Below are 13,277 nucleotides of genomic sequence, written 5' to 3'. Positions count from 1 at the left end.
GCCCGCGCGTCGGCGAGCCAGCGTCGCTCGGCGCGATCGAGACGGCGGGCTTGGTCTTCGAATCGGGGATCCACCGGGGGGCTCACCGGCGCCTCATCGCCGGCTCCGCCCGGGAGACCCGCCGGCCGGCTGGCCGGCCTCGGGCCGGGACGGCGACGGGGCCTCGTCCGGCCGCGCCCCGGCGGCCTCCCGCTCGGACGCGGCGCGCCGCAGGCGCGCCTCGCAGTGGTCGAGCCACCGGATCTCGGCCTCCGCGCCGAACACCAAGGAGTCCAGGACCAGGCTCCACGCGAGGTCGGCGCGCTCGTCCGCGCCACCGGGGGCACCGGTGGCGCCGGTGGCGTCCGGGCCGCCCGCCGCCCGGCGCTTGAGCCGGGTGTAGTCCTGGAGCGCCGCCATCGTCGCGCTGCGCTGCTGCTGGATGACGGTGCCGACGTCGACGCCGGGGACCGTCACCGCCAGGGCGAGCTTGATCGCGAGCTCGTCGCGCGGCGGCTGCGTGCGGGCGACGGGCGTGGTGAACCAGGTCGCGACCTCGTCGCGGCCCGCGTCGGTGATCCGGTACACGACGTGGCCCTCGTCGTCCTCGCCCGCGGCGAGCGCCAGGCCGTCGCGCTCGAGGCGGGTCAGGGTCGTGTAGACCTGCCCGACGTTGAGCGGCCAGGCGGTGCCGGTGCGCTGCTCGAACTCGGCGCGCAGCTGGTAGCCGTACATCGGCTGCTGCTCGAGCAGCGCCAGCAGGGCGTGCTTCACGGACATCGGGGACTCCTCGGAGGTGATTACATACCGGGTATAGAAACTGTATACCCGGTATAGCCAAGGGCGGGAACCCGCGGACGTCGTTTGCCGGCGTCGCGCGCGGGGTAGCGGGCTGGAGATGTCGGCCTCCGGAAGGGATCCCATGCACCGCCTTCGCCTCGCCACCCTCCTCACGCTCGTGACACTCACCGTGACCGGCCTGCTGGCCGCTGCCGTGCCCGCCGCGCAGGCGGCCGCACCCCGGGTGGACGGTGCCGACGTGCCGAACCGCGCCGACGTCGTCCGGGCGTTCCCGGCGTTCAAGAGCGTCCCCCTCGGCCGGTTCGGGAACCGGACGCTCACCTACTACGACGGCGTCTGCTCGACCTGGGAGCGGGTCGACGGGACCTCGGGCAAGGAGTTCGGAGGCGTCAGCAGCACCGGCGACCGCGCGGTGAGCGCGCGCGTGATCCGGTTCCCGAGCAAGGCCGCGGCCCGCCGGCTCCACGCGACGTTCCGGGCCTATGTGCGCGACTGCGGCCAGCACTGGGCCGGGGTCGACACCACGGTGCAGCCGGTGCGGGTGCCGAGGCTCGGTGACCAGCGCGTCGGCTTCCGCACCACCGAGACCTTCGCGCCGGAGAAGAACCTGCCGAACCGCAACTACCTCACGGTCGCGGTCCGCCAGGGCAAGCGGCTGCTCGTGCTCACCGTCGAGACGCCGGACCAGGTCCGCAAGGCGCCGTTCGTCCGGCTGGCCCGGGTCGCCGCGCGGAAGATGGGCTGAGCCCTACCGCTCGCACGCCCCCCGCGCGGCTGTAACTACCTGTTCGCGCCCCTCCCCCACCCGTAGACCGGTACGGCAGTGGCGCGAACAGATAGTTACACGCGGCGGCGCGCGACCGGCAGGTCAGGCTGAGCCCTACCGCTCGCAGCTCTGGCGGATCTCGCCGGTGCAGGAGTCCTTGCCGCGGCCACCGATCACGGTGTCGTGGCCGCCGCGACCGTTGAGCACGTCCTTGCCCGCGCCGCCGCGCAGCACGTTGTCGTAGGCGTCGCCCAGGATGAGGTCGTCGTCGGGGGTGCCCCGGACCTCCTCGACGCCGGCGAGCGCCGTCCGGAACCGCACTCCCCCGACCTCGGCCTCGGCGCTGGCCTGACCGGTGGCGAGGTTGACGTAGACGCCGGACGTCATCCCCGGCACGTACCCGTCGTAGAAGCTCACCCGGTCGTAGCCCGGGCCGCCGTCGAAGGAGCCTGCCCCCAGGGGCGCCCAGTACCGGTCGGCGCCCTTCCCGCCGCGGGCGGTGCCGACGCCGTAGAAGCGGTCCGCGCCCTTGCCGCCGTCGGCGCTCCCGGCGCCGTGGACCGTGTCGTCGCCCGGGCCGCCGAACACCCGGGTCCGCGCGTCCCCGCAGATCAGGTCGTTGCCGTCGAGACCGACGACGACGTCGCGGCCCTTGCCCCGCCCGGCGACGATCACGTCGCGCCCCCGGGTGCCGACGATCCGGTCGTCGCCCTTCGACGGGTCGACGACGGTCGCCCGCTTGCCGGCGCACGTCGGCACCGGCGCCCGCGCCGGCGAGGGCGCCGTTCCGGCCAGTCCGACGCCGGCCGCCAGCACCACGGTCGCCGCGGCGACCCGAGCTCTCCGCATCCCCGCACCCTGTCGCACCAGGGCAGGATGTCATCGACGCTGCCGGCGGCCGGGAGCGCACCCCCAGCGCGTCGTTCGACCGGGCCCGGGCGGTCGCGGCGACCGGCCGCTCCCCGCCGCCCCGGGCCAGGATCGTGACGGGCGGAGCGGGCAGGACGGTCGGATGGTCGCGACGGCGTGGGTCGGGCGCGGGGACGAGGACGCTGCGCCAGACTGACGCCATGGCACAGACCATCCTGATCACCGGCGCGTCCAGCGGACTCGGCGCCGAGATGGCCCGCCAGTTCGCGGACCTGGGCTACGACCTCGCGCTGGCCGCGCGCCGTACCGAGCGCCTGGAGGAGCTGGCGGGCGAGATCCTCCAGGCGCATCCCGGACGGCGGGTCGCGCTGCGGGCGCTCGACGTGACCGACCACGCGGCAGTGTTCCGCGTCTTCGGCGAGCTGCGCGACGAGCTCGGGCGGCTCGACCGGGTGGTCGTCAACGCCGGCCTCGGCAAGGGCGCGAAGCTCGGCACCGGGCGCTTCGACGCCAACCTCGAGACCGCGATGACCAACTTCGTCGGCGCCCTGGCCCAGACCGAGGCGGCGATGGAGATCTTCCGCGCGCAGGAGGCCGGGCACCTGGTCATGGTGTCGTCGATGTCGGCGGCGCGCGGCATGCCGTCCGCGATGACGACCTACGCCGCGACCAAGGCCGGGGTCGCGCACCTGGCCGAGGGACTGCGGACCGAGCTGCACGGCACCCGGCTGCAGGAGCGGATCAAGGTGAGCGTGCTCTACCCGGGCTACATCCGGTCCGAGATGAACGACCAGGTCGCCCAGCGCACGCCGCTGATGTGCTCGACCGCGAAGGGCGTGCGGGCGATGGTCGCGGCCATCGAGAAGGAGGTCGCCGACGCCTGCGTGCCACGGTGGCCGTGGGCCGCGTTGGCGCCGGTGATGAGGCACGCCCCGCTCGGGGTGCTCAAGCGGCTGATCTGACCCGGTCGCGGGCCGAGCGCGGCAGCACGATCTCCAGGTCGAGGCCCGCGGCCGCGTGCGCGAGGCCGCGGTGCCCGCCCGCCCGCGGGATCGCGGCGACGACGGTGACGACCACGAAGAGCAGCAGGGCCGACCCCGTCCACGTGCCCGGCACGGCGAGCAGCACGATCATCGGGCCCACGCCGGTGGCGAGCTTGACCAGCCGCGCGAGCGGGACCGGGCCGCGCCGCCGGACGGTGCGCACCGCCACCACCCACTCGCCGACCGTCCGTCCGCCGAGGAGTACGGCGGCGGCCTCGATCAGGCCCGGGACGCCCCACTGCAGCAGACGCTCCGGTGTGGTGGGCAGGTCCTCGACGGGCACCTCGACGACGTACAGCTGCACCGCCCGCCAGGCCACCGACAGCGCCGAGCCGAGCAGCACCACGAACAGGACGTCGCAGACCATCCCGACCAGCCGTCGGCCGAGGGTGATCGCACTCGGCCACACCGCCTCCGGCCGCTTCCGGCGGATGAAGATCGCCGACACCAGCGAGCCGAGGGCCGCGCCGAGGGTGTTGATCATCAGGTCGTCGACGTCGAAGAGCCGGTAGGCGCAGTCGTAGAGGTGCCACACGCCGGTGGCCTGGGTGGTCTCGATCAGCAGCGAGATCCCGAACCCGAGGAGCGTGGCCACCACGACGCCGCGTCGCGCGATCCGCCGCACGTACCAGCCGAGCGGCACGAACAGCAGCACGTTGAGCGCCACCTGCACGAAGGCGGCGTCGTGCACCAGCGCGGACAGCCCGGCCCGGGACCCGAGGTCGCCCCAGTCGATCGCACGCATCGTGTCGAACGGGACCGTCTGGCGACCGACGCAGACGTAGTCGTCGTCCGCCGGCATCGGCAGCAGGGTGTAGGTCCACAGCGCCAGTGCGTAGACCGCACCGGAGAGCAGCACCAGGAGGTCGTGCGGCCCCAGGCGCCCGTCGCGCCGGTACTCCACCGCGGCCACCGGCAGCAGCAGCACCACCGCGACGACGGTCCCGAGGCCGGTCGCGATAACGGCGTTCATCACCTGGTCGGACATCGGATCCAGGCTCAGCGGTAGGTCACCAGCGGACGCGGCAGGTGCGGATGCTCGTTGAACGTCAGCAGCCGCGCGCCGGTGGCACCGACGATGACCCGGGTGACCGAGGTGTTGGCGATGACGGTGTTGAACCGCGCCCAGACCGGGCCCACGGCCGATGGATCCGGTACGACGAGCAGCGCGGCGAGGGCGGCGATCACCCCGCCCGACGTCACGACCAGGGCGGGGCCGGGGCGGGCGGCCGCGGCGTCGAGGGCACTGCGGGCACGGCCGACGAAGGCGTCGTACGGCTCGGGGTAGCCGCCGTCGGGTCCGGCGGCCGCCCAGTGCGCCGTGGAGACCTCGAACTGCTCCTGGAAGGCGCGCCGGTCGGTGGTGTGGTCGACGACTGCTCCGGTCGCTTCCGCGAAGCGCGCCAGGACCGCGAGGTGGTCGAACTCGGCCCAGTCCTCGTCCACCTCGGCCCGCGGGGAGCCCGGGAGCCCGGTCCAGCCGGCGCCGTCGGCGATCGCCTCCCACGTCTCTCGGTGGCGGCGCATCCCGCCGTGCACGACGGAGACCGGCTCGGGTCCCTCCTTGGCGAGCCAGCGGCCGAGGACCCGGCCCTGCTCCCAGCCGTTCTCGGAGAGCACGTCGTAGTCGTCGGCACCGAAGGACGCCTGGCCGTGACGCACCAGCAGCAGCACGCCCATCAGACGCCGTCCGCCTCGGCCGACCCGGCGACGATCCGCCGGCAGCGCCCCTCGAGATAGCCGACGGCCGGGCCGAACGCGGCGTACGCCTCGTTGGTGGTCTGGCCGTGGACGTAGCGGTACCAGATCTGCTGGGCGATGACCGCGAGCCGGAAGAGGCCGAAGACCTCGTAGAAGCTCCACTGCGCGGGTGTCAGCGAGAGGCCGGCGCGGTCGCCGTAGGCCTCGACGACCTGCCGGCGGGTCCACATGCCCGGCGCGGTCGTGGGCTGGCGCCGGAAGAGCAGGAAGAACTCGTCGTCCTCGGGCTCGACCCAGTACGCCAGCGCGCAGCCGAGGTCCATCAGCGGATCACCGACCGTGGCGAGCTCCCAGTCGAGGAGGCCGATGATCCGGGTCGGGTCCTCGGCGTCGAGGACCATGTTGTCGAAGCGGAAGTCGTTGTGGATCATCCGCTGTCCCACGTCGGCGGGCTGGTGGGCGTCGAGCCAGCCGGTGATGTCGGACCAGTCGCCGGTGTCGTCGGTGCGCGCGTCGCCGAACCGGGCGATCCAGCCGGCGACCTGGCGCGCGACGTAGCCCTCGCCCTTGTTGAGCGCGGCCAGGCCGGGAACGCTGTCGACGTCGATCGCGTGCAGCGCGACCAGCAGGTCGACGGCGGCATCGCACAGCGCGGACGCCTGCTCGGCCGTGACCGGGAAGCCGAAGTCCCGGCGGGGGATCAGCCCTTCGAGCCGTTCCATCACGTAGAGCTCGCTGCCGATCGGGCTCTCCTCGGCCGTGCAGTACGCCGCCATCGCCGGCACCTGGTCCAGGACCGGCTTCAGCGCGGCCTGGATGCGGTACTCGCGGCCCATGTCGTGGGCGCCCTTCGCCTTGGTGCCGACGGGCGGGCGGCGCAGGATCAGCTCGGGGCCGTCCTGCATGCGCAGCAGGTAGGTCAGGTTCGACGCCCCGCCGGGGAACTGGCGGACCTCGATGATCGGCCCGCGGTCCAGCCACGCCTCGACGGCCGCGACGTCGAAGGCGTCCTCGTCGCGGACCGGGCGCGACTCGTCGCTCCCTCCGCTCATCCCCGTCATTCGGCCACCGCCTCCAGCTTGCGCGCCTGGGCACGCATGACCGCGTCGTACGCCGCCCGGTCGCCCAGCTTGAGCTGGTACGCCGCCCGCGCGGCGTCGTCGGGCACGATCAGCTCGGTGCCGGCGTCGATCCCGGCGAGCACTGCCGCGGCGATGTCGTCCGCGCTGACGGGGCTGTCCTCGACCAGCTTCGTCATCACGGTCTGCAAGGCGGCGTCGCGGCCCTCGACGGCGGACATCAGGTTGGTGCGGAAGTACGACGGGCACACGACGTGGGCGGTGACGCCGTAGGCGGCGAGCTCGTGGCCGGTGGTCTCCGTGAGCGCCACGACCGCGGCCTTGGTGGCGTTGTAGCCGGCCATGCCGGCGGGGTGGACGAGCCCGGCGAGCGAGGCGATGTTGACGATCCGACCGCTCCCCTGCCGCTTGAGCACGGGGGTGAACGTGGCGGTGCCGCGGACCGCGCCGAGCAGGTTGATGTCGACCAGGCGCTGCCACTCGTCGATCCCCGAGACGTCGAGGCGGCCGCCGCCCGCGATGCCGGCGTTGTTGACCAGGACGTCCAGCCCGCCCCAGGTCCGCTCGACGTGCGCGCGGGCGGCGCTCCAGTCGGCGTCGCTGGTGACGTCGAGGGGGAGGATCCCGTCGGCGGCGGCGCGGTCGGTGCGGAGCACGTCGGCGCCCCGGTCCTCCCACGCCCGGGCGAGCGCGGCGCCGAGCCCGGAGGCCGCGCCGGTGATCAGGACGCGCTGGTGCTGCTGCGGCTGGTCGGTCACCCGGCCGACACTAGATGATTGATGCACGGGTCTCGCACGCTGCGCGGCGCCAGGCACCGCTCGCAGCACGATCCCCGCGCATCAATCATCTAGGGAACCACTGATCAATCTCGCCTGCTGCGCGCCGCGACATTGATCAGCGCTTCCCTAGTGCGTCGGCCAGCACCGCCCGCAGGGCGGTCACGAGCAGGTCGATGTCGTCCTCGGTGCAGACGAGGGGCGGCGCGAACCGCACCGTCGAGCCGTGGGCGTCCTTGGCGAGGATCCCGTGCCGCATCAGGTCCTCGCAGACCTGCCGGCCGGTCAGCAGCCCCGGGTCGACGTCGACGCCGGCCCACAGGCCGCGCACGCGGAGGGCGGACAGCCCGCGCCCGACCAACCCGCGCAGGCCCTCCTCGAGCCGCGCGCCGAGGACCCGCGCCCGCTCCTGGAACTCGCCGGTCGCCAGCATCCGGACCACCTCGTGGCCGATCGCCGCGGCGAGCGGGTTGCCGCCGAACGTCGAGCCGTGGGTACCCGGCCGGACGACGCCGAGCACCGCCCGGTCCGCGGCGACGGCCGAGACCGGGTAGATCCCGCCGCCGAGCGCCTTGCCGAGCACGTAGACGTCGGGGACGACGTCCTCGTGGTCGCACGCGAAGGTGCGGCCGGTGCGGGCCAGCCCGGACTGGATCTCGTCGGCCACCATGAGGACGTTGCGCTCGGTGCACAGCCCGCGCAGCGCGCGCAGGAAGCCCTCGGGCGGCAGGACCACCCCGCCCTCGCCCTGGATCGGCTCGACGAGCACCGCCACCGTGGCGTCGTCGATCGCGGCGGCGACGGCATCGATGTCGCCGTACGGCACGCCGACGAAGCCCGGCGTGAACGGACCGTAGTCGGCCGTCGCGTCGGGATCGTCGGAGAAGCCGACGATGGTGGTCGTCCGGCCGTGGAAGTTGCCCCGCATCGTGACGATGCGCGCCGTGCCGGGCGCGACGCTCTTGACCTGGTAGCCCCACTTCCGGCTCACCTTGATGGCCGTCTCGACGGCCTCGGCACCGGAGTTCATCGGCAGCATCATGTCCTTGCCGGTCAGCTCGGCCAATGCCTGCGCGAAGGGCCCGAGCTGGTCGTTGTAGAACGCCCGACTGGTCAGCGTGAGTCGCTGCAGCTGCTCCGCCGCGCGCGCGACCAGGCGGGGGTGGCCGTGGCCGAAGTTGAGGGCGGAGTAGCCCGCGAGGCAGTCCAGGTAGCGCCGCCCCTCGACGTCGGTCACCCAGGCACCCTCGCCGGAGGCGAGGACCACCGGGAGCGGGTGGTAGTTGTGCGCGGCGTAGGTCTCGGTCAGGTCGAGATGACAGCGGGTGGGGTCGGCCGCCCCCGGGTCCTGCGTGGCCCGCGTGGTCGTCGTCATGGTGCTCCCTTCGGTGCCGGCGGTGGGGATGACTCCAGGATGCGCCGGACCGGGTCGCCGCGCTCGCGAACCGCGATCAGCTGCAGAGGCCGGCGGCGGCGCGGTCGTCGTCCGACAGCCCGCCCGACGTGCCGCCCGACGGGTCCGGGGACGGGTCCGGAGACGGTGTGGCGTGGGAGCTGGCGGTCGGCACGGACGCCGAGCCGGACGCCGAGCCGGTCGGCGGGGCGGACGCGGACCCCGGCGTACCCGAGGCGCCGCTGCCGTCCGGACTGTCGCCGGCACTGATCGCCTGGCCGAGGAACTCCCGCGTGAGCGGCCGGTCCTCGATGACCAGGCGCCACAGCCGCTCGACCGACGGCAGCCACTCGACGCCCCCGCTGACCTTGTCGGTCTCGAGGGTCCAGGGCGTGGTGATGAACTTGATGTCCGCGGCGTCGATGCTCTGGGCGCTCGCGGCGACCTTGGCCATCGCGGCCACGGTCTTGAAGTCGGTCTGGAGGTCGGTGGTCGCCGCGCTGATGAAGCCCGCCAGCCGGTCCGGACGCGCCAGCATGCCGCGGGTGAGGGCCTTGTCGATCATGGCGCCGATGAGCGCCTGCTGGCGCCGCGTCCGGTAGGGGTCGATGCCGCCGCTGATGCCGTAGCGCACGCGTGCGTAGGCCAGCGCCTCCTCGCCGTCGACCTCCCGGGTCCCGGCGTCGAGGTGGATGTTGCCGGTGGTGTCGTCGATCTCCTCGGGGACGCAGATCTCCACGCCGTCCAGCGCGTCGACCATGTCCTTGAACTGGTTGAAGTCGACGACGACGAACTTGTCGACGTGGATGCCGGTCAGCTGCTCCAGCTGCTGGCGGGTGCAGCCGGGCCCGCCGACCTGGAAGGCGACGTTCCACTTGTCGTACGCCGTCGCCGCCGGGATCTCGCTGTCGTCGGCGCGGTAGCAGGTCGGCCGCATCACCGCCGTGTCGCGCGGGATCGAGATGCCGTAGGCGAACTCGCGGTTCGCCGAGAGGTGGAACAGGATCGTGGTGTCGGACAGGCCGCCACCGGCCTCCTCGTCGATCCGGCAGCCCTCGCAGCTGCGGCTGTCGGTGCCCATCACCAGGATGTTGAGCGCCGTGGTCTCCTTCTCGGGCCGGTTCTTGCCCACGACCCTCGGGTGCTCGAGGTTGTTGTTCCAGTTCTGGTAGACCAACACGACGCCCAGGCCGGTGAGCAGGCCGAGCGCGACGAGGCTCGCCGCGATGGTCCGCAGCACCGTCCGGCGAGAACCCTCCATGGCGCAGACGGTAGCCGGGAGGTGGGAGTTTCACCGGCCGGCCGGAGAAACTCATGCCTGGACGAGGAAACTTCCTCGTCCAGGCATGAGTTTTGTCGTCCCAGCCAGGGACTTCTCCACAGGATCAGGCAGGGAAGCCCTCGCCCTTCGCGGCCAGCTCCCGCAGCCAGGGCGTCGCCTGGAAGCGGTCGCCGTACTTCGCGGCCAGCTCGTCGGCGCGCTTCAGGAAGGCGTTGAGCCCGATCTCGCCGGTGGCCTTGTCCTCGTAGCCGGTCATGAACTGCGCGGCACCGCCGGTGTTCGGCGGGAAGCCGATGCCCATGATCGAGCCGATGTTGGCGGCGGCCGCCGAGGTGATCACGCCCTCCTCGAAGGTCTTCGCCGTCTCCAGCGCCTCGGCGAAGAGCATCCGGTCGCGGATGTCCTCGATCGGCGGCTGCTCCTCGGCCACGGGGAACAGCTCGGCGAGACCGGCCCAGATCGAGCCGCGCTTGCCGTCCTCGTAGTCGTAGAAGCCCGCGCCCCGCAGGCGGCCCGCGCGCCCCGCCTCCAGCATCTTGCCCACGACGAGCTGGCCCGGGTGGACCGGCTGGTCGGGGTTCGCGTCCGCGGTGGCCTTGGCGATCTTGGCCATCAGCTCGAGGTTGAGCTCGTCGGAGAGCTGGAGCACCGGGGCCGGGTAGCCGGCGGAGGTGGTGGCCCGCTCGATGGAGTACGGCGCCACACCCTCCGCGAGCATCGCCATGCCCTCGTTGACCATGTAGCCGATGACGCGCGAGGTGTAGAAGCCGCGGCTGTCGTTGACCACGATCGGCGTCTTGCGGATCTGCAGGACGACGTCGTACGCCTTGGCGAGGGCCTCGTCGGAGGTCTCCTTGCCGGCGATGATCTCGACGAGCGGCATCTTGTCGACCGGGCTGAAGAAGTGCAGGCCGATAAACCGCGGCCGGTCCGCCTCGTCCTCCAGGCCGGCGGCGAGCTCGGTGATCGGCAGCGTCGAGGTGTTCGAGCACAGCAGCGCGTCGGGGGCCAGGTGCGGCAGGATCTCGGCGAAGACCTTCGCCTTGAGGGACGGGTCCTCGAAGACCGCCTCGACGACGAGGTCGGCGCCGGCCGCGGCGGCCGGGTCGTCGGTCGCGGTGATCCGGCCGAGCAGCTCGGCCTTCTTCTCCTCCGTGGAGCGTCCCCGCGAGATCGCCTTGTCGAGCAAGCCCGTGGAGTAGGACTTGCCCTTCTCGGCCGCCTCGACGGAGATGTCTTTGAGGACGACCTCGACGCCCGACTTGGCCAGCACGTACGCGATGCCGGCGCCCATCATGCCGGCGCCGAGGACGACGGCCTTCTTGGCCTTGTAGGGCTCGATGCCCTGCGGACGCAGCGAGCCGGAGTTGATCGCCTGCAGGTCGAAGAAGAACGCCTGGATCATGTTCTTCGAGCCCTGGTTGACGACCAGGTTGGCGAGATAGCGCGACTCGATGCGCGAGGCGGTGTCGAAGTCGACCTGCGCACCCTCGACGGCGGCCGAGAGGATCGCGCGCGGCGCCGGGTAGTCGGCACCCTTGAGCTGCTTGCGGAGGAGGGCCGGGAAGGCGGGAAGGAAGCCCGCGAGTGCCGGTGACTTCGGCGTGCCGCCGGGCATCTTGTAGCCGGGGGCGTCCCACGGCGACAGGGCCGCGTCGGGGTTGGCCTTGATCCACGCCTTGGCGGCCGGGACCAGCTCCTCGCGGGTGGCGACGAGCTCGTCGACGACGCCCTTCTCCAGCGCCTTCTCCGGGTTGAACTGGGTGCCCTGGAGCAGCACATCCATCAGGGCGGTCTGCAGGCCCCACTTGCGTACGGCGCGGGTGACGCCGCCGCCGCCGGGCAGCAGGCCCAGGGTCGCCTCGGGCAGGCCGACCTTGACCTTCGGGTCGTTGACCAGGATCCGGTGCTGGGTCGCGAGGGTGATCTCGTAGCCACCGCCGAGCGCGGCGCCGTTGATGGCGGCCACGACCGGCTTCGGGAAGAGCTCGAGGCGGCGCAGGGCGGCCTTGATGCTCTCGCACTGGGCGAACACGTCGCCGGCGTTCTCCTTGGTGGTCTGGACCATCAGCTTGAGGTCGCCGCCGGCGAAGAAGGTCTTCTTCGCCGAGGTGATCACGACGCCGGTGATGTCGTCCTGCTCGGCGTACAGGCGCTCGACCGCGGCCGCCATGGACTCGCGGTAGAGCTCGTTCATCGTGTTCGCGCTCTGGTTGGGGTCGTCGAGGGTGAGGGTGACGATGCCGTCGGCGTCACGGTCGTAGCGGACCGCGGTCTGGGTGTCGGTGCTCAATGTCGTTCCTTGAGAGTTCGAGAGGTTCGAGAGTTGTGGTGGAGCTCGGCCCAGATCGGACTAAACGCGCTCGACGATCGTGGCGATGCCCATGCCGCCGCCGACGCAGAGCGTGGCGAGGCCGCGGCGCAGGTCACGCCGCTCGAGCTCGTCGATCAGCGTGCCGAGGATCATCGCGCCGGTCGCACCGAGCGGGTGGCCCATGGCGATCGCGCCGCCGTTGACGTTGGTGATGTCGTGGCCGATGCCCATGTCGCGCATGAACCGCATGGCGACCGCGGCGAACGCCTCGTTGATCTCGAACAGGTCGATGTCGCCGACCTCGAGGCCGGCCTTGGCCAGCGCCTTGCGGGCCGCGGGGGCGGGGCCGGTCAGCATGATGATCGGGTCCGCACCGGAGACCGCGGTCGCGATGATGCGGGCCCGCGGGGTGAGGCCGAGGTCCTGACCGACCTGCTCGTTGCCGATCAGGGTCAGCGCGGCGCCGTCGACGATGCCCGAGGAGTTGCCGGCGTGGTGGACGTGGTTGATCTTCTCGAGCCAGTGGTACTTCTCCAGCGCCACGTCGTCGAAGCCGGCGTCCGCGCCCAGCTGCGCGAACGACGGCTTGAGACCGGCGAGGCCCTCGACGGAGGTGTCGGGGCGGACGGTCTCGTCGCGGTCGAGGATCGTGAGGCCGCTGATGTCCTTGACCGGGATGATCGCGCCGTCGAAGTAGCCGTTGGCCTGCGCCTTGGCGGCCCGGTGGTGCGACTCGGCGGCGTACGCGTCGACGTCCTCGCGGTTCCAGCCCTCGATGGTGGCGATCAGGTCGGCACCGATGCCCTGCGGCACGAAGCCCGCCTTGAACGCGGTGGCGGGGTCGGAGGCCCAGGCGCCGCCGTCGGAGCCCATGGGCACCCGGCTCATCGACTCGACGCCACCGGCGACGATGAGGTCCTCGAAACCGCCGCGGACCCGGCCGGCGGCCTGGTTGACGGCCTCGAGGCCCGAGGCGCAGAAGCGGTTGAGCTGGACGCCGGCGACGGTGTCCGGCAGGCCGGCGGCGATGGCCGCGGTCTTGGCGATGTCGCCGCCCTGGTCGCCGATGGGCGAGACGACGCCGAGGATCACGTCGTCGATGCGGTGGGTGTCGAGACCGGGGTTGCGCTCCTGCACGGCGTCGAGCAGTCCGACCGCGAGGTCGACAGGCTTCACCTCGTGGAGGGAGCCGTTGGCCTTGCCCCGGCCGCGCGGCGTGCGGAGGTGGTCGTACACGAATGCTTCTGCCATGACCGTCCTAGTTCCTGTGAGG

The 13,277-nt window shown here is 72.4% G+C and carries 12 protein-coding genes; 2 read left to right on the top strand and 10 right to left on the bottom strand.

Features of this window, described 5'->3' with window-relative positions:
* Positions 1-93: 93 nt before the first annotated feature.
* A complete protein-coding gene (locus tag ACPZVR_RS16700) occupies positions 94-759 on the bottom strand; it encodes a PadR family transcriptional regulator (protein ID WP_436700738.1) in 666 nt (221 codons plus the stop codon).
* A gap of 142 nt (positions 760-901) precedes the next feature.
* Between ACPZVR_RS16700 and ACPZVR_RS16695 the strand changes: the two genes are divergently transcribed.
* Complete coding sequence (locus tag ACPZVR_RS16695; RefSeq protein ID WP_436700737.1) at positions 902-1,525, top strand: hypothetical protein; 624 nt, start codon at positions 902-904, stop codon at positions 1,523-1,525.
* Positions 1,526-1,660: 135 nt separating this feature from the next.
* On the opposite strand, the gene ACPZVR_RS16690 is transcribed toward ACPZVR_RS16695, so the two are convergent.
* Complete coding sequence (locus tag ACPZVR_RS16690) at positions 1,661-2,395, bottom strand: calcium-binding protein (RefSeq protein ID WP_436700736.1); 735 nt, start codon at positions 2,393-2,395, stop codon at positions 1,661-1,663.
* A 221-nt stretch (positions 2,396-2,616) separates the two neighbouring features.
* Here ACPZVR_RS16690 and ACPZVR_RS16685 point away from each other — a divergent pair, with 221 nt between their 5' ends.
* Positions 2,617-3,378 carry an SDR family oxidoreductase gene (locus ACPZVR_RS16685; protein ID WP_436700735.1) on the top strand — a complete coding sequence of 254 codons (762 nt, stop codon included), beginning with the start codon at positions 2,617-2,619 and terminating at the stop codon, positions 3,376-3,378.
* Here ACPZVR_RS16685 and ACPZVR_RS16680 read toward each other — a convergent pair.
* From ACPZVR_RS16680 to ACPZVR_RS16645, 8 genes are all read right to left on the bottom strand, one after another.
* Positions 3,362-4,447 carry a VanZ family protein gene (locus tag ACPZVR_RS16680; protein WP_436700734.1) on the bottom strand — a complete coding sequence of 362 codons (1,086 nt, stop codon included), beginning with the start codon at positions 4,445-4,447 and terminating at the stop codon, positions 3,362-3,364. The two genes, ACPZVR_RS16685 and ACPZVR_RS16680, sit on opposite strands and share 17 nt — an antisense overlap.
* Positions 4,448-4,458: 11 nt before the next feature.
* Positions 4,459-5,139: a histidine phosphatase family protein gene (locus ACPZVR_RS16675; RefSeq protein ID WP_436700733.1), complete on the bottom strand. Its 681-nt coding sequence runs from the start codon at positions 5,137-5,139 to the stop codon at positions 4,459-4,461.
* Positions 5,139-6,212, bottom strand: coding sequence for a phosphotransferase family protein (locus ACPZVR_RS16670; RefSeq protein ID WP_436700732.1), 1,074 nt, complete (start codon positions 6,210-6,212; stop codon positions 5,139-5,141). Before ACPZVR_RS16670 ends, ACPZVR_RS16675 begins: the two co-directional genes overlap by 1 nt.
* Positions 6,213-6,217: 5 nt before the next feature.
* Positions 6,218-6,997 carry an SDR family NAD(P)-dependent oxidoreductase gene (locus ACPZVR_RS16665; protein ID WP_436700731.1) on the bottom strand — a complete coding sequence of 260 codons (780 nt, stop codon included), beginning with the start codon at positions 6,995-6,997 and terminating at the stop codon, positions 6,218-6,220.
* 136 nt (positions 6,998-7,133) lie between these two features.
* Positions 7,134-8,390: an ornithine--oxo-acid transaminase gene (rocD, locus tag ACPZVR_RS16660; RefSeq protein ID WP_436700730.1), complete on the bottom strand. Its 1,257-nt coding sequence runs from the start codon at positions 8,388-8,390 to the stop codon at positions 7,134-7,136.
* A 76-nt stretch (positions 8,391-8,466) separates the two neighbouring features.
* Positions 8,467-9,669, bottom strand: coding sequence for an LCP family protein (locus ACPZVR_RS16655; protein WP_436700729.1), 1,203 nt, complete (start codon positions 9,667-9,669; stop codon positions 8,467-8,469).
* A 124-nt stretch (positions 9,670-9,793) separates the two neighbouring features.
* A complete protein-coding gene (locus ACPZVR_RS16650; protein ID WP_436700728.1) occupies positions 9,794-11,983 on the bottom strand; it encodes a 3-hydroxyacyl-CoA dehydrogenase NAD-binding domain-containing protein in 2,190 nt (729 codons plus the stop codon).
* 60 nt (positions 11,984-12,043) lie between these two features.
* The gene (locus ACPZVR_RS16645; protein ID WP_436700727.1) at positions 12,044-13,255 is read right to left on the bottom strand and encodes an acetyl-CoA C-acetyltransferase; all 1,212 of its coding nucleotides are present in this window, start codon (positions 13,253-13,255) and stop codon (positions 12,044-12,046) included.
* Positions 13,256-13,277: the final 22 nt, after the last annotated feature.

The sequence above is a fragment of the Nocardioides segetis genome, assembly GCF_051390595.1.
Lineage (GTDB): Bacteria > Actinomycetota > Actinomycetes > Propionibacteriales > Nocardioidaceae > Nocardioides.
Note: the sequence above shows the minus strand (reverse complement) of the source record. Positions and strands in the feature narration are given on the sequence as shown.

Excerpts from the sequence above, each read along its gene's own strand:
- ACPZVR_RS16700 (WP_436700738.1), bottom strand. The coding sequence starts at position 759 with ATGTCCGTGAAGCACGCCCTGCTGGCGCTGCTCGAGCAGCAGCCGATG.
- ACPZVR_RS16695 (WP_436700737.1), top strand. The coding sequence starts at position 902 with ATGCACCGCCTTCGCCTCGCCACCCTCCTCACGCTCGTGACACTCACC.
- ACPZVR_RS16690 (WP_436700736.1), bottom strand. The coding sequence starts at position 2,395 with ATGCGGAGAGCTCGGGTCGCCGCGGCGACCGTGGTGCTGGCGGCCGGC.
- ACPZVR_RS16685 (WP_436700735.1), top strand. The coding sequence starts at position 2,617 with ATGGCACAGACCATCCTGATCACCGGCGCGTCCAGCGGACTCGGCGCC.
- ACPZVR_RS16680 (WP_436700734.1), bottom strand. The coding sequence starts at position 4,447 with ATGTCCGACCAGGTGATGAACGCCGTTATCGCGACCGGCCTCGGGACC.
- ACPZVR_RS16675 (WP_436700733.1), bottom strand. The coding sequence starts at position 5,139 with ATGGGCGTGCTGCTGCTGGTGCGTCACGGCCAGGCGTCCTTCGGTGCC.
- ACPZVR_RS16670 (WP_436700732.1), bottom strand. The coding sequence starts at position 6,212 with ATGAGCGGAGGGAGCGACGAGTCGCGCCCGGTCCGCGACGAGGACGCC.
- rocD (WP_436700730.1), bottom strand. The coding sequence starts at position 8,390 with ATGACGACGACCACGCGGGCCACGCAGGACCCGGGGGCGGCCGACCCC.
- ACPZVR_RS16655 (WP_436700729.1), bottom strand. The coding sequence starts at position 9,669 with ATGGAGGGTTCTCGCCGGACGGTGCTGCGGACCATCGCGGCGAGCCTC.
- ACPZVR_RS16645 (WP_436700727.1), bottom strand. The coding sequence starts at position 13,255 with ATGGCAGAAGCATTCGTGTACGACCACCTCCGCACGCCGCGCGGCCGG.